20 protein-coding genes are annotated in these 21045 nt (G+C 73.6%); 10 read left to right on the top strand and 10 right to left on the bottom strand.

The features are described from left to right. Nucleotides 1-24: 24 nt before the first annotated feature. From ACIO5E_RS03590 to ACIO5E_RS03580, 3 genes are read right to left on the bottom strand one after another with little or no spacing between them, the layout of a single operon-like run. Nucleotides 25-1239 carry an acetyl-CoA C-acetyltransferase gene (locus ACIO5E_RS03590; RefSeq protein ID WP_400663199.1) on the bottom strand — a complete coding sequence of 405 codons (1215 nt, stop codon included), beginning with the start codon at nt 1237-1239 and terminating at the stop codon, nt 25-27. A gap of 41 nt (nt 1240-1280) precedes the next feature. Continuing rightward, on the bottom strand, nt 1281-2423 hold the full coding sequence (locus tag ACIO5E_RS03585) for an acyl-CoA dehydrogenase family protein (RefSeq protein WP_400663196.1): 1143 nt from the start codon (nt 2421-2423) through the stop codon (nt 1281-1283). Nucleotides 2424-2425: 2 nt separating this feature from the next. Further along, nucleotides 2426-3679 carry a CaiB/BaiF CoA transferase family protein gene (locus ACIO5E_RS03580; RefSeq protein ID WP_400663193.1) on the bottom strand — a complete coding sequence of 418 codons (1254 nt, stop codon included), beginning with the start codon at nt 3677-3679 and terminating at the stop codon, nt 2426-2428. Between the two features lie 184 nt (nt 3680-3863). Between ACIO5E_RS03580 and ACIO5E_RS03575 the strand changes: the two genes are divergently transcribed. Continuing rightward, nucleotides 3864-4397: a GNAT family N-acetyltransferase gene (locus tag ACIO5E_RS03575; protein WP_400663191.1), complete on the top strand. Its 534-nt coding sequence runs from the start codon at nt 3864-3866 to the stop codon at nt 4395-4397. Nucleotides 4398-4428: 31 nt separating this feature from the next. On the opposite strand, the gene ACIO5E_RS03570 is transcribed toward ACIO5E_RS03575, so the two are convergent. Together ACIO5E_RS03570 and ACIO5E_RS03565 are read right to left on the bottom strand one after the other, a co-directional pair. Continuing rightward, nucleotides 4429-4872, bottom strand: coding sequence for a hypothetical protein (locus ACIO5E_RS03570; protein WP_400663188.1), 444 nt, complete (start codon nt 4870-4872; stop codon nt 4429-4431). Between the two features lie 21 nt (nt 4873-4893). Continuing rightward, nucleotides 4894-6657 (bottom strand): hypothetical protein, encoded by a 1764-nt coding sequence (locus tag ACIO5E_RS03565; protein ID WP_400663185.1) that lies wholly within the window; start codon nt 6655-6657, stop codon nt 4894-4896. Nucleotides 6658-6904: 247 nt separating this feature from the next. On the opposite strand from ACIO5E_RS03565, the gene ACIO5E_RS03560 reads away from it, so the two are divergent. The 4 genes from ACIO5E_RS03560 (at nt 6905) to ACIO5E_RS03545 (ending at nt 10697) form a co-directional block, all read left to right on the top strand. Further along, nucleotides 6905-7927: a hypothetical protein gene (locus ACIO5E_RS03560; protein ID WP_400663182.1), complete on the top strand. Its 1023-nt coding sequence runs from the start codon at nt 6905-6907 to the stop codon at nt 7925-7927. Beyond that, a complete protein-coding gene (locus ACIO5E_RS03555; RefSeq protein WP_400663180.1) occupies nt 7927-9195 on the top strand; it encodes a histidine kinase in 1269 nt (422 codons plus the stop codon). Before ACIO5E_RS03560 ends, ACIO5E_RS03555 begins: the two co-directional genes overlap by 1 nt. Beyond that, nucleotides 9192-9923: a response regulator gene (locus ACIO5E_RS03550; RefSeq protein WP_400663178.1), complete on the top strand. Its 732-nt coding sequence runs from the start codon at nt 9192-9194 to the stop codon at nt 9921-9923. Before ACIO5E_RS03555 ends, ACIO5E_RS03550 begins: the two co-directional genes overlap by 4 nt. A 126-nt stretch (nt 9924-10049) precedes the next feature. Further along, entirely contained in the window at nt 10050-10697 is a 648-nt protein-coding gene (locus ACIO5E_RS03545) for a Pr6Pr family membrane protein (RefSeq protein WP_400663175.1), read from the top strand. A 53-nt stretch (nt 10698-10750) separates the two neighbouring features. On the opposite strand, the gene ACIO5E_RS03540 is transcribed toward ACIO5E_RS03545, so the two are convergent. Continuing rightward, nucleotides 10751-11122: a toxin Doc gene (locus ACIO5E_RS03540; RefSeq protein WP_400663172.1), complete on the bottom strand. Its 372-nt coding sequence runs from the start codon at nt 11120-11122 to the stop codon at nt 10751-10753. A 25-nt stretch (nt 11123-11147) separates the two neighbouring features. After that, nucleotides 11148-11360: a hypothetical protein gene (locus ACIO5E_RS03535; protein WP_280674197.1), complete on the bottom strand. Its 213-nt coding sequence runs from the start codon at nt 11358-11360 to the stop codon at nt 11148-11150. A 245-nt stretch (nt 11361-11605) separates the two neighbouring features. Here ACIO5E_RS03535 and ACIO5E_RS03530 point away from each other — a divergent pair, with 245 nt between their 5' ends. Further along, a complete protein-coding gene (locus ACIO5E_RS03530) occupies nt 11606-12367 on the top strand; it encodes a S41 family peptidase (RefSeq protein WP_400663169.1) in 762 nt (253 codons plus the stop codon). Between the two features lie 83 nt (nt 12368-12450). Here ACIO5E_RS03530 and ACIO5E_RS03525 read toward each other — a convergent pair whose 3' ends face one another. Continuing rightward, nucleotides 12451-14061, bottom strand: a complete 1611-nt coding sequence (locus tag ACIO5E_RS03525; protein ID WP_400663167.1) for an ABC-F family ATP-binding cassette domain-containing protein — start codon at nt 14059-14061, stop codon at nt 12451-12453. Between the two features lie 468 nt (nt 14062-14529). Between ACIO5E_RS03525 and ACIO5E_RS03520 the strand changes: the two genes are divergently transcribed. The 4 genes from ACIO5E_RS03520 to ACIO5E_RS03505 all read left to right on the top strand — a co-directional run bounded on the left by ACIO5E_RS03520 (nt 14530) and on the right by ACIO5E_RS03505 (nt 19052). Continuing rightward, entirely contained in the window at nt 14530-15765 is a 1236-nt protein-coding gene (locus ACIO5E_RS03520) for a trypsin-like serine peptidase (protein WP_400663164.1), read from the top strand. Nucleotides 15766-15869: 104 nt separating this feature from the next. Beyond that, nucleotides 15870-17507 (top strand): ABC-F family ATP-binding cassette domain-containing protein, encoded by a 1638-nt coding sequence (locus tag ACIO5E_RS03515; RefSeq protein WP_400663162.1) that lies wholly within the window; start codon nt 15870-15872, stop codon nt 17505-17507. A 50-nt stretch (nt 17508-17557) separates the two neighbouring features. Then, entirely contained in the window at nt 17558-18247 is a 690-nt protein-coding gene (locus ACIO5E_RS03510; protein WP_400663160.1) for a nitroreductase family protein, read from the top strand. 118 nt (nt 18248-18365) lie between these two features. Further along, the gene (locus ACIO5E_RS03505; protein WP_400663158.1) at nt 18366-19052 is read left to right on the top strand and encodes a GNAT family N-acetyltransferase; all 687 of its coding nucleotides are present in this window, start codon (nt 18366-18368) and stop codon (nt 19050-19052) included. A gap of 76 nt (nt 19053-19128) precedes the next feature. Here the strand turns inward: ACIO5E_RS03505 and ACIO5E_RS03500 are convergent, their stop codons facing one another. Both ACIO5E_RS03500 and ACIO5E_RS03495 read right to left on the bottom strand, forming a co-directional pair. Beyond that, nucleotides 19129-20085, bottom strand: coding sequence for an aldo/keto reductase (locus tag ACIO5E_RS03500; RefSeq protein WP_400663156.1), 957 nt, complete (start codon nt 20083-20085; stop codon nt 19129-19131). Between the two features lie 159 nt (nt 20086-20244). Further along, on the bottom strand, nt 20245-20970 hold the full coding sequence (locus tag ACIO5E_RS03495) for a GDSL-type esterase/lipase family protein (RefSeq protein WP_400663154.1): 726 nt from the start codon (nt 20968-20970) through the stop codon (nt 20245-20247). Nucleotides 20971-21045: the final 75 nt, after the last annotated feature.

Genomic DNA, 21045 nt, shown 5'->3' with positions numbered 1-21045 from the left:
AGGTCTACCAGGTCTACCAGCGGGTCAGACGCGCTCGACGATGGTGGCGACGCCCATACCGCCGCCCACGCAGAGGGTGATCAGGCCGTAGCGCAGGTCGCGCCGCTCCAACTCGTCGATCACGGTGCCGAGCAGCATCGCGCCGGTGGCGCCGAGCGGGTGGCCGAGGGCGATCGCACCGCCGTTGACGTTCACCTGGTCGTGCCGGAAGCCCAGTTCGCGGATGAAGCGCAGCGCGACCGCCGCGAAGGCCTCGTTGATCTCGACCAGGTCGATGTCGGCGGCGGTGAGCCCGGCCTTGGCGAGCGCCTTGCGGGTGGCCGGGGCGGGGCCGGTGAGCATGATGGTCGGTTCGGAGCCGGAGACCGCGGCGGAGACGATCCGGGCGCGCGGGCGCAGCCCGTACCGCTCGCCGACCTCGCGGCTGCCGATGGCGACGAGCGCGGCGCCGTCGACGATGCCGGAGGAGTTGCCGGCGTGGTGGACGTGGTCGATGGCCTCCACCCAGTGGTACTTCTGCAGGGCGACGGCGTCGAAGCCGCCGGCCTCGCCGATGCCGGCGAAGGAGGGCTTGAGGCCGGCCAGGGTCTCGACGGTGGTGCCGGGGCGGATGAACTCGTCGCGTTCCAGCACGACCAGGCCGTTGCGGTCGCGGACCGGGACCACCGAGCGGTCGAACAGGCCGTCCGCCTGGGCCTTGGCGGCGCGGGCCTGGGACTCGGCGGCGAAGGCGTCCACGTCGGTGCGGGAGAGGCCCTCGATGGTGGCGATCAGGTCGGCGCCGACGCCCTGCGGGACGAAGTCGGTCTCGTACGAGGTCATCGGGTCCATCGCCCAGGCGCCGCCGTCGGAGCCCATCTTGACGCGGGACATCGACTCCACGCCGCCGGCCAGGACGAGGTCCTCCCAGCCCGAACGGACCTTGGCGGCAGCCAGGTTGACGGCCTCCAGGCCGGAGGCGCAGAAGCGGTTCTCCTGGACGCCGGCCACGGTGTCGGGCAGGCCGGCCGCGATGGCCGCGATCCGGGCGATGTCGGAGCCCTGGTCGCCGATCGGGCTGACCACGCCGAGCACGATGTCGTCGATCGCGGCCGGGTCCAGGTCCGGGAACCGGCGGCGCAGTTCGTGGATCAGACCGACGACGAGGTCGATCGGCTTGGTGCCGTGCAAGGAGCCGGTGGCCTTGCCCCGGCCGCGCGGGGTGCGGATCGCGTCGTAGACGTACGCTTCGGTGGTCACGGTGGAAACGCCTTTCGGGGCAGGGGGTTTCACAGGAGGTCTCAGCCGAGGATGGAGCGGCCGACGATCTCCTTCATGATCTCGGTGGTGCCGCCGTAGATGGTCTGGATGCGGCCGTCGGTGAACGCCCGGGCGACCGGGAACTCGCTCATGTACCCGTACCCGCCGTGCAGTTGGAGGCAGCGGTCGGCGGTGCGCTTCTGCAGCTCGGTGGCCCACCACTTGGCCATCGAGGCGTCCGCCGGGGTGAGCGCGTAGCGGTTGTGCTCGGTGATGCAGCGGTCGACGAAGGCCCGGGTGACGGCGCACTCGGTGGCGAGTTCGGCGATCTCGAAGCGCACGTGCTGGAGCTTGGCCAGCGGGCGGCCGAAGGCCTCGCGCTGCTTGACGTAGGCGGTGGTGATCTCGACCAGGTACTCGGCGCCGGCGATCGCCGCGGCCGCGATGGTCAGCCGCTCCTGGGCGAGGTTCTGCATCAGGTGGACGAAGCCGCCGTGGAGCTCGCCGAGCAGGTTCTCCTTCGGCACCCGGACGTCCTCGAAGAACAACTCGGCCGTGTCCTGGGCCTTCTGGCCGATCTTGTCGAGGTTGCGGCCGCGCTCGAAGCCGGGCATGCCGCGCTCGACCACCAGCAGGCTCAGCCCGTGCGCGCCGCCCTCGGGAGTGGTGCGGGCGACCACGATCACCAGGTCGGCGAGGATGCCGTTGGAGATGAAGGTCTTGGCGCCGTTGAGCAGGTAGTGGTCACCCTGGTCGACCGCCTGGGTACGGATGCCCTGCAGGTCGGATCCGGTGCCGGGCTCGGTCATCGCGATCGCGGTGATCAGCTCGCCACTGCAGAAGCCGGGCAGCCAGCGGCGCTTCTGCTCCTCGGTGGCGAGCGCGGTGAGGTAGGGGCCGATGATGTCGTTGTGCAGACCGATCGCCAGGCCGGCGGCCCCGGCCCGGGCGAACTCCTCGGCCAGTACGGCGGCGTAGCGGAAGTCCGGGGCGCCGCCACCGCCGTACTCCTCGGGGACGGCCATCCCGAGCAGGCCCTGGCGTCCGGCCGCCAGCCAGGCGGAGCGGTCGACGATGCCGGCCTTCTCCCAGCGGTCGTAGTGCGGCAGCACCTCCTTGGCGAGGAAGGCCCGCACGGTGGCCCGGAAGTCCTCGTGCTGCTCGGTGAAGATCTCGCGCTGCAACGCTACGCTCCTTGTCCTGCTTCGGATTGTCCCGCTTCGGATCGCCCTGCTTCGGTCCGTCCTGCTTGCGGCAGCCCCGCATCGACGGGCCCCGCTTCGAAGGGCCCCGCATCGGAGCCGAGGGACGGGACGGCCCAGTCGCGGGCCACCTCGGCGGTGTCCGCACCGGGCCGGGCCGGCGGTCGGCGCAGCGTCCCGGGGGTGGCGGAGAAGCGCGGGGCGGGGGCCGGCTGGGTGACGCCGCCCGCCTCGACGTAGGTGCCGCGCGCCGCCAGGTGTACGTCGGCGACAGCCTGACGCATCGTCAACACCGGCTCCACGCAGGCGTCCGAGCCCGCGAAGACGGCCTCCCACTCGGCCCTGGTCCGGGTGGCGAAGCGCCCGGCGATCAGGGACCGCAGTTCGGCCCAGCGGGCCAGATCGTACTGTCCGGGCGCGTCGGGGCCGAGGCCCAGCAGCCGGACGAACTCGGCGTAGAACTGCGGCTCCAGCGCACCGACGGCCAGGTGCCCGCCGTCGGCCGCCCGGTAGATCGCGTAGAACGGCGCGCCGCCGTCCAGCAGGTTGGTACCCCGGCGGTCCTGCCAGTGGCCGGCCGCGAGCAATCCCCACAGCATGCTGGACAGGTGCGCCGCGCCGTCCACGATCGCGGCGTCGACGACCTGGCCGGTGCCGGTGCTCCTGGCGTGGTGCAGCCCGGCGAGCAGGCCGACGACCAGGTAGAGCGAGCCGCCCGCGTAGTCGCCCAGCAGGTTGGCCGGGATGCCGGGCGCCTCCTCGGGCCCGCCGGGGCCGGCGACCATGCCGAGCACCCCCGCCACCGCCGCGTACCCGAGGTCGTGCCCGGCACTGGCGGCGCGCGGCCCCTGCTGACCCCACCCGGTCATCCGCCCGTAGACCAGCGCCGGGTTGCGGGCCAGGCAGTCCTGCGGCCCGACCCCGAGCCGCTCGGCGACACCGGGCCGGTAGCCCTCGATCAGCAGGTCCGCCCGCTCGACCAGGTCCAGCACCCGGGCGGGCCCCTGCGGGGACTTGAGGTCGATCAGCACCGACCGCTTGTTGCGGTTGGTGACGTCGTACGCCGGGTCGACGCCCAGCGGCGACGGATCGGGCCGGTCCACCCGCACCACGTCGGCGCCCAGGTCGGCCAGCACCATCGCCGCGAACGGCCCCGGCCCGATCCCCGCGAGTTCGACCACCCGGACCCCCGCCAGCGGCCCGGAGGCGGCGGCCGGCGAACTGCCTTCGTCACGCACTGGCTGCGGAACCCTTCTGGGTTTGACAGTAAAGCTGTAACACTCGCGATGATAGAGAAGCGACCCGCCGGTAACAAGACCCCCGGACCACACCCGCCGGGCAGCCCCGACAACTCCCGGGCGATTGTCAGAGTAATGGCCTATCGTACTTAGCAGCCATTACGAGAGCACGGGGGAACCACCCATGACCGTCACCGAGCGCACGGCCCGCACGATCGTCGCGACCACCGAGCGGCTGCTGCTCACCCAGCCCCAACAGGGCGACGCCGAGGCCATGTTCGCCGTCCACGGGGATCCGGAGACCAACCGCTACAACCCGAACGGGCCGCACCGGGACCTGACGCAGAGCCAGGAGATGCTGGACGGGTTCGTCGCCGACTGGAAGCGGGACGGCGTCGGGTACTGCACCGTCGCGACCCGGGAGGAACCGGACACGGTCATCGGCTTCGCCGGACTCTACCTCCACACGCTCGACGGCGAGCAGGTGTTCAACCTCTACTACCGCTTCCGCCCGTCGGCCTGGGGCCGGGGCTATGCCGCCGAGGCCGCCCGGGGGGCGATGGCCGAGGCGCTCCCCCGCTTCCCCGGTGTCCCGGTCGTCGCGCTGATCCACGCCGACAACCTGCCCTCCCGCCGGCTCGCCGAGCGCCTCGGGCTGGTGGCCGACCCGGACGGCCGGGTCGACCAGGAGGACCGGCTGATCCACCGAGCCGCCTGAGCCCGGCGGCCGGGGCCTGGGCCGAGGCCGGTCAGAACCAGGGGGCGGCGGCCGCGATCAGGGCCTGGAGGGCCTCGGTCAGGGCTGTGGCGGCTCCCAGAGCACCCGTCAGCGTGAACACGGCGCGCCTGACCCGGCCGCCACCCTGGCCGCCCTGGCCGTCCTGGCCACCTTGGCCACCTTGGCCGTCCTCGCCCGCGTCCGGTCGGCGTTCTTCGGCGGCGGCCTGCGCCACCTCGTCGAGCGCCTGCCCGGCCACCTCCGCGGCGGCGGGCGGCAGTTCACCCGGGGCGAGCACCCGCAACTGCGCGCGCAGCGCGTCCACCGCCGCGAGCAGGGCGCGCAGTTCGGGTGCCTCGCCCGGGGCGGGGGCCTCCTGGTGGTGGGTGTACTCGGCGCGGGCGTGGCTGCCGCTCTGCACGATGCCAGTGACGTTCCCGGTGATGCTGATCCCGTGGCCGCCGTCGTTCGCCATGTCCGTCAACTCCTGTTCCGATCAGTCTTGTCGGGTACTACCGACGCGCGGCGCCGGGGTGGCGAGCGGCCGGTACGACGCGCTGGCCCCGTCTCCGCTCTGCACGACGCCGTGGACGTCTCCCTGCACCTGCACGCCGTGGTTGATCACCACGCTCTGCAGCGTCCTCGCCCCGTCCGTCCGCAGCCCGTGGTCCCGCAGGCAGTCGTGGACGGCGGACCCGATCCGGGCCCGGACGCTCTTCAGGAACCGCTGGACGTCCATCTCCTGGAACAGCTGCTGGTACGCGGGTTCCGCACCCAACTCCCGGACGGACAGCGTGGGCCCGTGCTCGACCAGGCGGTTCTCCCGGCACATCCGGGCGTACCGGAGGGCGTTCCGGCCGACCGCCCGTCGGCTGCGCGCGGCGCGGCGCAGCACGCCGACCGAGCCCGCCACCAGAGCGGGCAGCGACGCCAGCGACGCCAGGCCGAGGCCGAGCCAGTCACCGAGGTCGGCGGGCGGGGCGGCGGTGTCGATCGCGTGGTAGCCGCGGGCGATCGGCGGCAGCACGAAGGCCCTGCTCTCCAGGAAGAGCTGCCCGCCCTGGAGTTGGGCGCGGACGAACACGGTGACGACGATCTCCCCCTGCCAGCCCGCCACCCGCACCGCCAGATAGTGCCGGAGCCGTTCCTCGGCGGCGAGGTCGACGCTGTCCACCCACCAGCGCGCCGGGTCGTGCGCTCCCCCGTTCAGGGCGGCGGCGCAGCGGGCCGCGTACGGGGCGAGGGCGGCGAAGGCGGTGCCCGGGCCGTGGCCGCACCAGTCGGCGGCGGGGCCGAGGCGCTTGCCGCTCTTGAACACCAGGTCGTGCACGGCGATCCCGTGCAGGCGGTCGCCCGGGTAGGCGGGTGCGCCGACCGCGCCGAGGCGGGCCAGCTCGGTGCGCAGCCGGGCGTGCACGACCGGGACGGTCAACGCCTGCTCCTGGGAAGCCGGTCGGGCCGACGGGTCGGGCCGCAGGTCGTCGGCGAAGGACCAGTGGTCGACCTCGATCCCGGCGCCGACGAACGGCGCGTAGTCGCTGTAGACGACGTCGGGGTCGGCCTGCTGCTGTGCGAGCCGCTGGTACAGCTCCTGATGGTGGTGGTCCTCGGGGACGGTCGCGCGGCCGGTGCCGAGGTCGTACAGGGTCTGTTCGAGCCGTCGCCGGTCGGCGAGGGCCACCGCGAACCAGACGGCCACCAGGGCGGCGACCCACTGCCACCCGAGCGCCGGGATCGCGAGCAGGAGGCAGCCGACGGCCAGCCAGTTGCCGATCCGTCGACGCCCGGGCCGGTCGGACCGGATCAGCCGGGCCGCCACGAACACCAGCGGGACGGCCAGTTCCAGCAACCAGAGCCGCACCAGCAGGTCGAACGCCTGCGATCCGTCGACGTTCCCTGCCATCAGCACGGCGAGGATCACGCAGACCGCTAACGCTGCCGCGGCCAGCAGGACCAGCACCGCCCGCCGCACCGCCTGCCGTCGGGCGGCGTAGCACTCCTTGAGCACCGCCACCAGGTCGACCCCGGGGCTCGGCGGCGGTACCCGGTACGGGTGCTCGGCGAGCTCCTCGATCACCGCGTCCCGGAAGGCCGGGTCGAGGTGCGCCCCCGCCCGCAGGTAGGCGGTGGCGTCGCCGCGCGGCGCCCCGCTCTGGGCCTGGATGAGCTGCTGCAGCGGGTCGGACGCCGGCGGGCCGGCCGGCCTCGGGGGCGCGTGCGGCCGCCGGGCCGGCGGTAGCGGTACGGACGGCTCGGTCATGGCGGTGTCCCCTCCCGTCGGGTGCACGCCTCGTGGGGTGTCCGTCCCGTGCGGGGTGCGCCCCGCCAGGACGGTGTCCGGTAAGGACGGTGTCCGGTGCGGCGCGTCTCCCGTGAGGTGTGTGTCCGAATCAACGAGGCTCCCTGCGCCGGGATGAGGGCCGCGGATCGAGATCCCCCCGCAGGGGGAGGGTGACCGTTCACGGGGTTGACGTGCCGACCCCGGACCCGGGGCGACCGTGGAGGGCATGAGGATCAAGGAAAGCGCGGTGCGGGCCACGGCCGCCTGGATCGCCGTGGCGGCGACGGTGCCGTATCTGACGCTCAAGTCACTGTGGTTGACCGGCCACCCGGTGGGGTCCGACGATCCGGGCGCCATGGACGAGCTGTGGCTGGTGAACCTGCTCACCTTCGGGATGGACGCGATCGCCGTGGCCCTCGCGCTGGCCTTCACGCGCCCCTGGGGGCGGCGGGCGCCGGCTGGGCTGGTGGTGTTCCCGATGTGGGTGGCCACCGGGCTGCTCGGGACGATCCTGGTGGCGCTGCCGCTGTACCTGATCAGCGTGCTGCTGTCCGGGCCGGAGCCGCGAAGCGGCGAAGACGGCCCCGGCGGGACCGGTGCCTGGGTCTTCCCCGTGGTGTACGGCGGGTTCGCCGTCCAGGGCGTCGCGCTGATCACCGCCTTCGCGCTGTACGCCCGGCGGCGCTGGCCCGGCCTGCTGCGGGACCGGATCGGCGACCTGCCCGCCTCCCCCACGCTGACCGTGCAGCGCTGCCTCGCCGGTGTCGCCGCCCTGCTCGGACTGGGCGTCGCGGCGGCCCGGGCGTACTGGGCGGCGGGCGGCACCGCCGGACTGCCGCAGGCCCTGGTGGCGGACCACAACCCGGGGGTGGCGGTGCTGGACGGGGTCTCCGCGGTGATGGCGGTGGCCGCGGCGGCGGCGCTGCTGACGCTGGTGTTCCGGATCCGGCCGCGGCGGCGGCTGCGCACTCCGCTGCTGGTGGCCTGGACGGCGGCCGGTTCGCTGTTCGGCTGGGGCTGCTGGCAGCTGGTGGCCCTCGGTGCGACCACGACCACCGTGACGGACCTGCGGAAGGCGGTGCCCGGGCCGATGCCGCTGGTGCAGACCGCCCAGGTGGTCACCGGGCTGCTGGTCCTGGTCGTCGGCTCGGTGGCGCTGACCGAGCGGGCCGCGGCGGGCCAGGGGGGGGCGGAACCCGGCGAGATCCGCCGGACCCGCCCCGGGACCGCTGACGTAGAGTCGCGCTGATGGACACGGGGGCGGGCGGCCGGACACGGCGTGTGGCGGGGGCGCTGCTGGGCCGGCGGGCCCGGCTGCGCTGGGTGCACCTGGTGCTCGGCGGCGCACTGCTGATGCCGTACTGGCTCCTCTCGGTGGTGACGCTCGGGGCACTCAACGCCGACCAGGGGCAGCCGCGCCAACTGCTCCTGCAGTTCGCCGCGCTGTTCACGTCACTGCCGATGGCCGCCGTCACCGCACTGCTGCCGACCGTACGGGCGTTGGAGGGGACGGCGGCGCGGGCGCTCTGCGCGGCGGAGCGGCCCGAGGAACTGGCCGCCGGACCGGCCCGCTCATGGGCGGCGCGCCGGCGCACCGCGCTCTGGTACGTGCTGCACCTCTTCTTCGGCGGCGTGGTGGCCGGGATGACGCTCGGCGGGGTGCCGTTCGCGGCGGTGCTGCTGTTCTCCTTCGGCGCCGCCGACGACCTCACGAAGTACTGGGAGGACCGGTTCCCCGGTTGGATGCTCACCGGCCCCGCCCTGGGCCTCGCCCTCCTGGTGCTGATCGTCGCCACCAGCGCCGGCTTCGGCGCGCTGCTGGCCCGCTGGGCACCGGCCCTGCTCGGCCCGACCCCGGAGGAGCGGCTGGCCGCCGCCGAACGCCGGGCCGCCGTGCTCGCCCAGCGCAACCGGCTGGCCCGCGAACTGCACGACTCGGTCGGGCACGCGCTCAGCGCGGTCGGTATCCAGGCCACGGCGGCCGCCCGGGTGCTGCGTACCGACCCGGACTTCGCCGCCGAGGCGCTGCAGGCGATCGAGGAGACCGCGCGGGCGGCCGTCGCCGAACTGGACGCCGTGCTCGGGCTGTTGCGCGAGGAGGAGGCCCGCGCCACCGGGCCCGCCGGACCCACCCTCGGTGGGCTGGACGACCTGCTGCGCCAACTCGCGCGCACCGGCGTGACGGTGGACGCCGAACTGGCCCCGGGCCTGGCCCGGCTGCCCGCCGAGGTCTCCCGCGAGGCGTACCGGATCGTCCAGGAGGGCCTGACCAACGTACTGCGGCACGCCGGGCCCGCGCCCGCCCGGCTGCGGGTCGCGCTGGCCGGGGGGCGGCTGGAGATCGAACTGACCAACCCGCTGGGCCCCGCCCGACCGAGCCGCCCCGGCGGCGGGCGCGGGCTGCGCGGGATCGGGGAACGCGCGACGGCCCTGCTCGGTGGGAGCACGGCGGGGCCGAGCGAGGACGGAACGACGTGGCGGCTGGCCGTCTGGCTGCCGGCGGGAGGGACACGATGAACGAACACAACGGTGCCGAGCACGACGGCGACCACGACGGCGCCCGCGGCGAGCGCAGGAACGACGAGAGCATCCGCGTGGTGATCGCGGACGACGAGCGGCTGGTCCGGATGGGCCTGCGGGTGGTGATCGACGCCGAGCCCGACCTCACCGTGGTCGGCGAGGCCTCGGACGGCGCCGAGGTCATCCCGCTGGTGCGCCAACTGCGCCCGGACGTGGTGCTGATGGACGTCCGGATGCCCGGCATCGACGGGATCCGGGCCACCGAGCAGCTGGTCGGCGGGATGGCCGAGCCGCCGCGGATCCTGGTGGTCACCACCTTCGAGCACGACGACCACGTGTACGACGCACTGCGCGCGGGCGCGGCCGGGTTCCTGCTGAAGCGGGCGCGGGCGGAGGAGATGGTCCAGGCGGTACGGCTGGTCGCGCGCGGGGACTCGCTGCTCTTCCCGGCGGCCGTCCGCGAACTCGCCCTGCGGCACGGCGCGGGCACCCGCAGGGCCGCCGACCCGGACCGGCGGCCGATCGGGCGGCTGACCGAGCGGGAGGGGCAGGTGCTGCGGCTGATGGCCACCGGGCTCAACAACGGCGAGATCGCCCGGGAGCTGGTGGTCAGCCAGGAGACGGTGAAGACGCACGTCGGCAGCGTGCTCGCCAAGTTGGGCGCCCGCGACCGCACCCAGGCGGTGATCGCGGCCTACGAGTCGGGCTTCGTCCTGCCGGGCTGAGGGCCTGCCGGGGCCCGTGCGTCGGACCGTTCCTTTCGTCCGCCCGCTACCTGCGAGTAGAGTGCGACGTTCCCCCCTCGACCCGTCCGATACCTCCCGTATCGTCTGAACCGAACTGGTGGCCGCATGACCGTCCGGACCCGCCCCGCGCTGTGGTGGCGCATAGGCATCGTGCTCTCGGCGGGCCTCGGCCTGACCCTCGGGACCGCGCCGCTGGTGTACTTCACCGTGCAGAGCAACGTCATCGTGCTCGGCTACTTCGTCGGCGCGGTGTACTGGATGACCAAGCGCGACACCGTGGACGCACCCGCGCCCCGCCTGCGCGGCGCCGCCACCCTGTACATACTGATCACCGGGCTGGTCTCGCACATCCTGCTCCAGCACGGCGCCAACCCGCTGCCCGGTCTGGTCAGCGGGCCGGACAAGCTCGCGCACTGGTCGTCGTTCTTCCTGCACTACGTGACGCCGGTGATGGTGATCGCCGACTGGCTGGTGCTGAAGCCGCGCAACGCGACGGCCTGGAAGGACGTCCCGCTCTGGCTGGCCTTCCCGCTCGGCTACGCGGCGATCGTGCTCGCCCGGAACGCGCTGTTCAGCGACTACCCGATGCCCTACCCGTACTTCTTCTTCGACCCCACCACCAAGGGCTACGGCTACGTCTGGGGCCAGATCGCCCTGTTGACCGTCGAGTTCGTCGTACTCGCCGCCGTCGTGGTCGGGCTGGACCGGCTGGGAACGCTGGCCGCGAACAGGCTGAAGCCCGCCAGGTCCTGAACGCCCGGCCGCTCGAACGCCTCAACGCCTCAACGCCCGACCGGCGGCCGGCCTCAGATCCGCCAGGAGCGGATCCGGTCGGCCGCCGCGAACACGTCCGCCCGGCTCTCGGCGATGTCCCGGGCCAGCTCGACCAACGCCCCGTACGGCGGGTCGACGCCCTCCCCGGCCGCGTGCATGTACGCGGCCGTCGTCATGCAGGCGTACAGGTTGTTGCGCACCGGCAGCGGGCGCAGCAGCACGATCGTGTGCATCAGGGTGGCCGCGCACCAGGCGGCGTCGGCGTCGTGGCCGAGTTGCGCGGTGTTCACCCGGTGCCGGGCGACGGCGGCCTGCAGCGCGGAGTAGTCCCGCACGCTGAGGTCCTCCGGCGAGGCCAGCTCCTGCACGTCGAGCAGCCAGCGCAGGTCGACGTGGAGCAGCATCACCCCCGCACCCCCACCGCGCCGGTCACGCCGCCGGTGCGTCCTCCGGGAACGCGGCGTCGAACTCCGCCCGGTGCGACCTCCAGAACGCCACCGCGTGATCCACGAACACCCGCCGCTGCTGCTCCCGCACGCTCAGGTCGTGGATGTACGCCTTGATGCTCTTCCCGTCCGCGGCCGCGGCCTCGCGGATCGCGGCGAGCTCGTGCTCCGTGTACTCGATGTTGAGCGCAGGCATGGCGCCGATGCTACTGGAGCGCACCGGAGTTGGGACCACCACCGGAGGATTTTCACCCGCCGTCAAAAGGGTTTGCTGTCGATACCCACTCGGAGTGGTTTCGGCGAGGCCGCAGGTAACCCCGAAGTCGGGCGGGGGTTGAGCGCGCGGGATGGCGTCGGGGCGGTGGGGGCGACCGTAGCGTCGGGGCCAGGGCGGCGGAACGGTTCCGCGGGGGAGGCCCGGCGATTCGTCGGAGGCCGGAGATGACGCGCAGGGCGATGGGCAGAGCGGCGGCGGCCACCGCGGTGGCACTGGCGACGGCGGTCGCAGTGGCGGTGCCGGGGGTGGCCGCGACACAGGACGACGCACAGGGCAACACGCAGGACAGGCGGGGCGGATCCCTGCCGGGGGTCTGGCGGATGGACGGCTACGCCACTGGCGGCTTCCAGCAGCAGGCCAAGGAGCTCGACAAGGCGCTGGACGCCCTGCTGGCCGACCCCGACCGGCTCAACGGCCTGGTGATCGACGTCCGGCTGAACGGCGGCGGCTCGGACGCACTCGGGCAGCAGATCGCCGCCCGGCTCACCGACCGCCCGTACGTCGCCTACCGCAAGGTGGCCCGCAACGACCCGGCCGACCCGGCGAAGTTCACCCGGCCGCAGCCGATCGTCGTGCGGCCCGCGAACGCCGAGCGCTTCACCGGCCCCGTCGCCGTGCTCACCTCCTCACTGTCGATCAGCGCGGCCGAGACCTTCACCCAGACCCTGATGGGCCGCTCCCCGCACGTCGTCCGGATCGGCGAGAACACCCAGGGCGTCTTCTCCGACGTGCTGATCAAGACCCTCTCGCCGGACCTCCTGGTGGTGCTGCCGAACGAGAAGTACCTCACCCCCGACGGCAGCACCTTCGACGGCCCCGGCATCCCGCCGGACCTCCGCACGCCGGTGTTCACCGACGAGGAACTGGCCGCGCTCAGGGACTCGGCCCTGAGCGCGGCCCGGCGCGTCCTCACCGAGGACCGGTGACCGATGGCCGGCAACCAGCGGCCGGCGAAGAGTGGCCGGTGACCGAGTGGCCGGTGACCGACGAGCTGCGGTGACGGGGCCCGCTACATCGGATCCACCGCCCGCAGTTCGCCGTCCAGCTCCAGCCACCGGGTGAGGCCCAGGCCGCGCAGGAACGGCAGGTCGTGGCTGGCCACGATCAGCGCGCCCTGGTAGGCGGCGAGCGCCTGGGTGAGCTGGCGGACGCTGGCGAGGTCCAGGTTGTTGGTCGGCTCGTCGAGCAGCAGCAGCTGCGGCGGCGGGTCGGCCAGCAGCAGGGCCGCCAGGGTGGCCCGGAACCGCTCGCCGCCGGAGAGGGTGGCGGAGAGCTGATCGGCTCGGCCGCCGCGGAACAGGAAGCGGGCCAGCCGGGCGCGGATCGCGTTGTCCCCGGCAGCGGGGGCGAACAGCTTGACGTTCTCCACGACGGTCAGCTCGTCGTCCAGCAGGTCGAGCCGCTGCGGCAGGTGACGCAGCGGCACCGGCGTGGTGATCTCGCCCTCCAGCGGCGGGAGTTCGCCCGCGATGGTACGCAGCAGGGTGGTCTTGCCGGAGCCGTTGCGGCCGACCAGGGCGATCCGCTCGGGGCCGCGCAGGTCGAGGTCGGCGGTGGTGCCGTAGGGCAGCCGGACCTTCTGCAGGGTGAGCACGGTGCGCCCGACCGGGACGGCCGTGCGCGGCAGGTCGATCCGGATCTCGGCGTCGTCGCGGACCGCCTCCTCGGCCGCGGTGAGCCGCTGCCTGGCCTCCTCCAGCCGCTCGGTGTGCATGCCCTGGAGCCGCCCGGCCGTCTCCTGGCCCTGGCGTTTGAGCTTGCCCGCGAAGATGTGCGGGTCGTTGCGGGTGACCGAGCGCTTCCTGCCGTAACTCGCGCTGCGCTCCAGCCGGATGCGGGCCTCGGCCAGGTCCCGCTTCTGGCGCTGGACGTCGGCCTCGGCGTTGCGCAGCAGCCGCTCGGCGGTCTCCTGCTGGGCGGCGAGGGTGCGCTCGTACTCGGCGAAGTTGCCGCCGTACCAGGTGACCGCGCCGTCCCTCAGGTCGGCGATCTGGTCGACGTGCTGGAGCAGTTCGCGGTCGTGGCTGACGACCAGCAGGACGCCGTGCCAGCCGGCCACCGTCTCGTAGAGCCGCTCGCGGGCGGCCCGGTCGAGGTTGTTGGTGGGCTCGTCGAGCAGCAGGACGTCGGGGCGGCGCAGCAGCAGGGCGGCGAGGCGCAGCAGCACGGCCTCGCCCCCGGAGAGCTCACCGGTGGTGCGGTCGAGGCCGAGGCGGCGCAGGCCGAGCCGGTCGAGGGTGGCGCGGGCGCGCTCCTCGACGTCCCAGTCGTCGCCGACGGCGTCGAAGTGGCGCTGGTCGGTGTCGCCGGACTCGATGGCGTGCAGGGCCTCGCGGGTGGCCCGGATGCCCAGCGCCTCGTCCACCCGCAGGACGGTGTCCAGTGTCAACCCCTGCGGCAGGTAGCCGAGTTCGCCGTCGATCCGGACGGCGCCGCCGGTGGGTGTCAGCTCGCCGGCGATCAGCCGCAGCAGGGTGGACTTGCCGGCTCCGTTGAGCCCGATCAGGCCGGTGCGGCCGGGGCCGACGGCGAGGTGGAAGCCGTCCAGGACGGGCCTGCCGTCGGGCCACTCGAAGGACAGGTCGGTGCAGAGGACGGCGGTGGTGGTGGGTTGTGCCATGGAGGGCCTCCCGGGTGGTTGCCGAAGGGAAAGAGGAGCAACACGGGGAGACACCGCGGGTGCGGGCCGGCACGGCCGAAGGGGGTGGCGCGGATCCGGGTCAGACGGATCGGACTCGCCAGGGGGCCGTGGCTGAGGTCGCACACTCGCACACCGCGCGGCGGAAGGCCTGCGCGGCGGGGGCGGTGTCCCGGGACCTCAGTAGAGCAACGGCCTTCTCCTTGTCTGGCGGGTGAGGTCGTTCACGCTACGTACGGCGCCCGCCGTCCACAACCGGTTTTCCGAGTGCCGGAGGAGGGCGGGTGCCGATCCGGTGCCGATCCGGTGACGGCCTCGTACCGGTCGGGGGTGTGCGTAAGGACGTCTTTATCTGCATGGCAGACTTCCTCACCGCCATACCTGCGGCTCCGCCGAGCCGTACCCGCGGAACGGGCCGTATGGCGGTTATTCACAGGGGGATTTGAACGCATGTCACCGATATCCCGGCCGAACCGTGCCGTCCTGGGCGCCTCCGTCGCCGCGTTGACCATGCTGGCCGCAACCGCGTGCGGCCCGGACAACAGCGACCCGGCCGTGGCCCAGACCACGGCTCCGACGGTCGCGGCCAGTGCCACCGGCAAGCCGGGTGCGGCGCCGATCAAGCTGCCGACCGTCGAAGAGTTGAAGACCTGGAAGTTCGAGGACTGGGACAAGTGGGCCCAGCAGAACGTCGTCACTCCGGCGGTCAAGGGCTACTGGACCCTCCAGAGGATCCTGAACGCCAAGCCCAAGCCGATGCCGCAGCCGCAGCCCGACCCGACGCAGCCGCCGGCCCAGCCGACCGGCGCGGCCCCGGCGCAGCCGACCTCGAATCCGGCCACCCCGGCCCCGGCGCAGCCCACCACCGCCCAGCCCCCGAGCGGCGGCGGCGACCCGCTGCCCAGCGTCATCGAGGCCAAGCCGACGCAGCACCCGTTCGCGAAGAACCTGCACGTCAACGGCAAGATCTTCTTCAAGGACGGGAACGAGGACTACGTGTGCTCCGGCACCGTCGTCTCCGACCCGGCCAACCCCGGCAAGAGCAACCTGGTGTGGACGGCCAGCCACTGCCTGCACGGCGGGAAGGGCGGCGCCTACTACACCAACATCTCCTTCGCCCCGGCCTACAACAGCAACGGCCTGCTGAGCGGCGGCAAGCAGGCCAACGAGGCCGACGCCGAGCCGTACGGTGAGTGGGGCGCGACCGCGGGCATGGTCTCGCCGCAGTGGTCGGCCGAGGCCGATCCGGAGCACGGCGGCCCGTGGAGCCAGTACGACTTCGGCATCATCAAGGTCGCCAACCCGAGCGGCAACGGCAAGTCGCTGGAGGAGACCGTCGGCGGCTCCGTGCCGATCTGGTTCAACGCCCCGCGTGAGCAGCTCAACGGCGTCAGCGCCTACGGCTACCCGGCTGGCAAGCCGTTCGACGGCGTCGAGCTGGACCACTGCGACAGCGGCAAGCCGGCCAGGAAGGCCGGCGACCCGAGCCGCCCGGCGATGCTGATGATCGGCTGCAACATGACCGGCGGCAGCAGCGGCGGCGGCTGGGTCGCCCCCAAGGACGGCAAGCCGGCCCTGGTCAGCGACACCTCGATCGGCAACGGCGCCAGCACCTGGGAGGCCGGTCCGTACCTGGACGACGTGGCGGCCCGGATGTTCGACTACTTCTCGAAGAAGTCCAAGTGACCCGCTGATCGACCGGCCCAGGGGCCCCGGCCGCTTCGGCCGCGGGCCCCCCGGGCCTTTCGCTTTCCGCCTCCCGGCCCGCTCCTCCTACAATCGGGCTCATCATGAGCGCCACACTCGTAGTCAAGGACCTCGCCGCCGGCCACGGCGAGCGCACCCTCTTCTCCGGCCTGGACCTGGTCGTCGCCCCCGGCGACGTGATCGGCCTGGTCGGCGTGAACGGCGCCGGAAAGTCGACGCTGCTGCGGCTGCTGGCCGGGCTGGACACTCCCGAGGGCGGCTCGCTGCGGCTCAGCCCGGCGTCCGCCAACATCGGCCACCTGCCGCAGGAGCCGGAGCGGCGCGAGGGCGAGTCGGTCCGCGACTTCCTGGCCCGCCGCACGGGCGTGGCCGCCGCGCAGACCGCGCTGGACGAGGCCACCGAGGGCCTGGTCGAGGGCCGCCCGGGCGCCGACGACGCGTACGCGGCGAGCCTGGACCGCTGGCTGGACCTCGGCGGCGCCGACCTGGAGGAGCGCGCCGAGGAGGTCGCCGACTCGCTCGGCCTGAAGGTCTCGCTCGACCTGCCGATGACGGCGCTGTCCGGCGGCCAGGCCGCCCGGGCCGGCCTCGCCTCGCTGCTGCTCTCCCGCTACGACGTCTTCCTGCTCGACGAGCCCACCAACGACCTCGACCTGGACGGCCTGGAGCGGCTGGAGGCCTTCGTCAAGGGCCTGCGCGCGGGCACCGTGCTGATCAGCCACGACCGCGAGTTCCTGGCCCGCACCGTCACCAAGGTGCTGGAGCTGGACCTGCACCAGCAGCAGGTCAACCTGTACGGCGGCGGCTACGAGGCGTACCTGGAGGAGCGCGCGGTGGCCCGTCGGCACGCCCGCGAGGAGTACGAGGAGTACGCCGACACCAAGGCCGGGCTGGAGGCCCGGGCCCGGATGCAGCGCGGCTGGATGGAGCACGGCGTGCGCAACGCCCGCCGCAAGTCCTCCGACAACGACAAGATCGGCCGCGCCATGCGCTCCGAGTCCACCGAGAAGCAGGCCTCCAAGGCCCGGCAGACCCAGCGGATGATCGAGCGGCTGGACGTGGTCGAGGAGCCGCGCAAGGAGTGGGAGCTGCGGATGGAGATCGCCACCGCGCCGCGCTCCGGCTCGGTCGTCGCCACCCTGCGCGGGGCCGTCGCCCGCCGTGGCGACTTCTCCTTCGGCCCGGTGGACCTGCAGATCGACTGGGCGGACCGGATCGCCATCACCGGCACCAACGGCGCGGGCAAGTCCACGCTGCTGGCCGCCCTGCTCGGCCGGCTCGAACTCGACGGCGGCAGCGCCGCGTTGGGCTCCGGCGTGGTGGTCGGCGAGGTGGACCAGGCGCGCGGGCTGTTCCTCGGCGGCGAGCCGCTGTCGGACGCCTTCGCCGCCGCCGTACCGGAGCTCACGCCGGAGGAGGTGCGCACCCTGCTGGCCAAGTTCGGCCTCAAGGCGGTGCACGTGATGCGCCCGGCCGGCACCCTCTCCCCCGGCGAGCGCACCCGGGCCGCGCTGGCGCTGCTGCAGGCGCGCGGGGTCAACCTGCTGGTGCTGGACGAGCCCACCAACCACCTGGACCTGCCCGCGATCGAGCAGCTGGAGTCGGCGCTCGGCTCGTACACCGGCACCCTGCTGCTGGTCACCCACGACCGGCGGATGCTGGACACCGTCGCGGTGAACCGGCGGATCGAGGTCCGGGACGGTCGGGTGCACGAGCGGTAAGTGGTCTTGACCTCTTCCCGGCGCGGGCGTCATGTGCTGTGCTGTCGGCCATGGTTGAGAACCGTACGGTCGACGGTACGGCGGACGGCAGCTCCTACCCGAGCGTCCCGCTCCGCCCGATGACGGTGCCGGCCCACGAGGCCGAGGCCCGCAGCAGGTTCTTTCACGACGTGATGGCGCAGCGCCGGACCGTCCGCGACTACGCGACCCGTCCGATCCCGGACGGGGTGGTCGAGTGGGCGATCCGGACCGCCAACACCGCGCCCAGCGGCGCACACGTCCAGCCCTGGCGCTTCGTGGTGATCACCGACCCGGAGCGCAAGCGGCGGCTGCGCGAGGCCGCCGAGGCCGAGGAGCGCGAGTTCTACGCGCACCGGGCGTCGGAGGAGTGGCTGGCCGCGTTGGCGCCGATCGGCACCGACTGGCGCAAACCGTTCCTGGAGGACGCGCCGGCGGTGATCGTGGTGTTCGAGGTGCACAAGGGGCCCGCTTCGCCGCGCCCGTACTACACCAAGGAGTCGGTGGGGATCGCGGTCGGGCTGCTGCTGGCCTCCCTGCACCAGGCCGGGCTGGCCACGCTGACCCACACGCCGAGCCCGATGAAGTTCCTCAACGAGGTCTGCGAGCGCCCGGTGGAGGAGCGTGCCGCGTACGTCATCCCGGTCGGCTACCCGGCCGAGGGAGCGCGCGTGCCGGATCTGCGGCGCAAGGAGCTCGACGAGGTGCTGATCCGGCTCTGACCCGCCGGGCGCGCGCACCCGGGGGCGCCGGGGCGGGGCAGGATCGTGCACCGAGGGGTGCGCCGGCGGCGGGGAAGTCCGTTGGTGACAGGTTCCGGCCAAGGACATAATCGCGGTCATGAGCCACCCGCGACAACGGTCCTGCGAGTACCCGCCCGCTCCGCGCCACACCCCCGGCTCCGACGAGGTCGCCACCGGGCGGCGCCCCGGTGCTGCGGGCACCGACGAACGGCGTCCCGGCGGGGAGGTCACCACCGGGCGGCCGCCCGAGTCGCTGCGGCTGCCCGGTGGGATCTCGCTGCTGCGCCGCCGCAGCAGCCACGCGGTGGCGCTCAACAAGGCCGTCCGCGCCAACCTGGACCACCTGCGGCCCTGGATGGAGTGGGCGGCCGAAGCCCCCACCCGGGCGCAGACCGCCGAGCTGGCCCGGGCCGGCTCCCTCGCCTGGGAGGCCGGCACCGACTTCATGTACCTGGTCGGCCTGGACAGCGAGCCCGGCGGCGTGGTCGGCGCCTTCGGCCTGCACGGCCGGATCGGCCCCGGCGCGCTGGAGATCGGCTACTGGGTCGCCGCCCGGCACGCCGGCCGCGGCATCGCCACCACCGCGGCCGGGGCACTGACCGAGGCCGCGCTGGCCCTGCCCGGCATCGCGCGGGTGGAGATCCACTGCGACGAGGCGAACGGCGCCAGCGCGGCCATCCCGCGCAAGCTCGGCTACCGGCTCGACCGGGTCGCCGAGGCCGCCGTCCGGGCTCCTGCCGAGACCGGGCGGCAGCTGATCTGGATCAGGGGGTCCGGACGGTGACCCGGGGCGGGGCGCACAAGCCCCGGACCGCCCGCTCCTCCCGCCTCGTACGCTCCGGCCGCTCCGCCCGCTCGGCTCAGTAGCGCTCGCCGGTCGGCGTCGGCAGCGCGTCCAGTTCGGCCAGGTCGGCCGCCGAGAGCACGACCTCGGCCGCGCCCGCGTTGTCCACCAGGTAGCGCGGCGTCTTGGTGCCCGGGATCGGGAAGACGTACCGGCCCTGCGCCAGCACCCAGGCCAGCGCCACCTGGGCGGGCGTCGCGCCGACCCGCTCGGCGACCTCCTTGACCTTCCCCACCAACGCCAGGTTCGCCTTCAGCGCGTCCTGCTGGAAACGCGGCAGCCGGCGGCGGAAGTCGTCCGCGGGCAGCTCCTCGAAGGAGGAGATGCTGCCGGTCAGGAAGCCCCGGCCGAGCGGCGAGAACGGCAGGAAGGCGATGCCCTGCTCCTCGGTGTACGGCAGCACCTCGGCCAGCACGTCCCGGGTCCAGAGCGAGAGTTCGGACTGCACGGACGCCACCGGGTGCACCGACTGGGCCCGCTTGATCTCCTCGACGGTCACCTCGGAGAGCCCGATCCGGCGGGCCTTGCCGGCCGCGACGGTCTCGGCGAGGGCGCCCCAGGTCTCCTCGATCGGGACGGCCGGGTCGACCCGGTGCAGCTGGTAGAGGTCGACGTGGTCGGTGCCGAGGCGGCGCAGGCTCTCGTCGATCGAGCGGCGCACGTGCTCGGGGCTGCCGTCGCGGGCCCCCGACTGGCCGACCTCGCCCGGGACGATGCCGACCTTGGTGGCGAGGAACGCGCGCTCCCGGTACGGGCCGGCCAGGGCGGCGCCGACCACCTCCTCGTTGGTGTACGGGCCGTACATGTCGGCGGTGTCGATCAGGGTGACGCCGAGGTCCAGCGCCTGCCGGATCACCCGGACGGAGTTCTCGTCGTCCCGGCTCTGGACGTCGTAGGCCCAGGTCATCCCCATGCAGCCGAGGCCGATGACGCCGATCTCCGGGCCGTTGGTGCCGAACGTGGCCTTGCGCATGACGGTGCTCCGATCGTGGTGTGCGGGTCTGCGGAGGTGGTGCGGTGGATCAATGCGTCCAGCTTTCACCTTGGAGTGCACTCAAGGTCAAGCCCGTACCGGCCACTGGGTCCAAGCCCGTACCGGCACCGGAGGCCAGGCCCGTACCGGCACCGGAGGTCAGACCCGTCCGGGCTCCGACCGGATCCAGTCGCCGAACCCGCCGCCGAGCACCAGCTCCGCCAGCCGTCCGTACCCGCCCGCACCCGGGTGCGCGCCGTCCGCGGCACCGGCCTCCGCCACCCAGACCGGGTCCTCGGCCAGCGCCCGGGTGACGTCGATGAACGGCACGCCGGCCCCGGCACAGAGCGCGGCCAGCGCGGGGGCGAGCCGCAGCAGCCGTGCCAGGTGCTCCGCTCCCCCGCACACCACCGGCGGCGGGCCGACCACCAGGACACCGATCCCGCGCCCGCGGGCGCCGTCCAGCAGGGCGGCGAGGTTGGCCAGGGTGCGGTCGTGCGCGACGCGCGGCGCGCTGCCCCGGGTCGGCCGGTCGTCCTGCTGGACGGCGCCCTGCGTCGGCGCGGTGCCCGGGGCCGGCTCGGCGGACCAGGTCATCGCGTCGTCCTGCGCCATCGCGTCGTTGGCCCCGACGGAGATCACCAGCCGGTTGTCGGCCCCGGGCCGGGTGCGGGCCTCGACCTCGGCCCAGCAGCGGTTCAGGACGTCCGCCGAGCTGTCGCGCCGGACGCCGAGGTTGAACGCGGTGGCGCCCGGTGCGGCGGCCTGGAGGACGCGGCCGACCCAGCCACGGAACTCCGGGTCGCCGAGGCCCTGGACGAAGGAGTCGCCGATGAAGCAGATCCGCGGGCCGCCAAAGGGGTCGTTGATCATATGAGTCGTCATCGGCTCACCCTAGGGTGGGATGCGCCCGAGGCACCCATGGAGCGCGTACGTCGGTTCTCACCACCGTGCCCGGTG

The sequence above is a fragment of the Kitasatospora sp. NPDC087314 genome, assembly GCF_044744365.1.
Classification (GTDB): Bacteria; Actinomycetota; Actinomycetes; order Streptomycetales; family Streptomycetaceae; genus Kitasatospora.
This window is presented reverse-complemented; position numbering and strand designations above follow the sequence as displayed.

What these genes read in the sequence shown, in the direction of transcription:
- ACIO5E_RS03575 (WP_400663191.1), top strand. Translation starts at nt 3,864, where the DNA reads ATGACCGTCACCGAGCGCACGGCCCGCACGATCGTCGCGACCACCGAG.
- ACIO5E_RS03570 (WP_400663188.1), bottom strand. Translation starts at nt 4,872, where the DNA reads ATGGCGAACGACGGCGGCCACGGGATCAGCATCACCGGGAACGTCACT.
- ACIO5E_RS03565 (WP_400663185.1), bottom strand. Translation starts at nt 6,657, where the DNA reads ATGACCGAGCCGTCCGTACCGCTACCGCCGGCCCGGCGGCCGCACGCG.
- ACIO5E_RS03560 (WP_400663182.1), top strand. Translation starts at nt 6,905, where the DNA reads ATGAGGATCAAGGAAAGCGCGGTGCGGGCCACGGCCGCCTGGATCGCC.
- ACIO5E_RS03555 (WP_400663180.1), top strand. Translation starts at nt 7,927, where the DNA reads ATGGACACGGGGGCGGGCGGCCGGACACGGCGTGTGGCGGGGGCGCTG.
- ACIO5E_RS03550 (WP_400663178.1), top strand. Translation starts at nt 9,192, where the DNA reads ATGAACGAACACAACGGTGCCGAGCACGACGGCGACCACGACGGCGCC.
- ACIO5E_RS03545 (WP_400663175.1), top strand. Translation starts at nt 10,050, where the DNA reads ATGACCGTCCGGACCCGCCCCGCGCTGTGGTGGCGCATAGGCATCGTG.
- ACIO5E_RS03540 (WP_400663172.1), bottom strand. Translation starts at nt 11,122, where the DNA reads ATGCTGCTCCACGTCGACCTGCGCTGGCTGCTCGACGTGCAGGAGCTG.
- ACIO5E_RS03535 (WP_280674197.1), bottom strand. Translation starts at nt 11,360, where the DNA reads ATGCCTGCGCTCAACATCGAGTACACGGAGCACGAGCTCGCCGCGATC.
- ACIO5E_RS03530 (WP_400663169.1), top strand. Translation starts at nt 11,606, where the DNA reads ATGACGCGCAGGGCGATGGGCAGAGCGGCGGCGGCCACCGCGGTGGCA.
- ACIO5E_RS03525 (WP_400663167.1), bottom strand. Translation starts at nt 14,061, where the DNA reads ATGGCACAACCCACCACCACCGCCGTCCTCTGCACCGACCTGTCCTTC.
- ACIO5E_RS03520 (WP_400663164.1), top strand. Translation starts at nt 14,530, where the DNA reads ATGTCACCGATATCCCGGCCGAACCGTGCCGTCCTGGGCGCCTCCGTC.
- ACIO5E_RS03515 (WP_400663162.1), top strand. Translation starts at nt 15,870, where the DNA reads ATGAGCGCCACACTCGTAGTCAAGGACCTCGCCGCCGGCCACGGCGAG.
- ACIO5E_RS03510 (WP_400663160.1), top strand. Translation starts at nt 17,558, where the DNA reads ATGGTTGAGAACCGTACGGTCGACGGTACGGCGGACGGCAGCTCCTAC.
- ACIO5E_RS03505 (WP_400663158.1), top strand. Translation starts at nt 18,366, where the DNA reads ATGAGCCACCCGCGACAACGGTCCTGCGAGTACCCGCCCGCTCCGCGC.
- ACIO5E_RS03500 (WP_400663156.1), bottom strand. Translation starts at nt 20,085, where the DNA reads ATGCGCAAGGCCACGTTCGGCACCAACGGCCCGGAGATCGGCGTCATC.
- ACIO5E_RS03495 (WP_400663154.1), bottom strand. Translation starts at nt 20,970, where the DNA reads ATGACGACTCATATGATCAACGACCCCTTTGGCGGCCCGCGGATCTGC.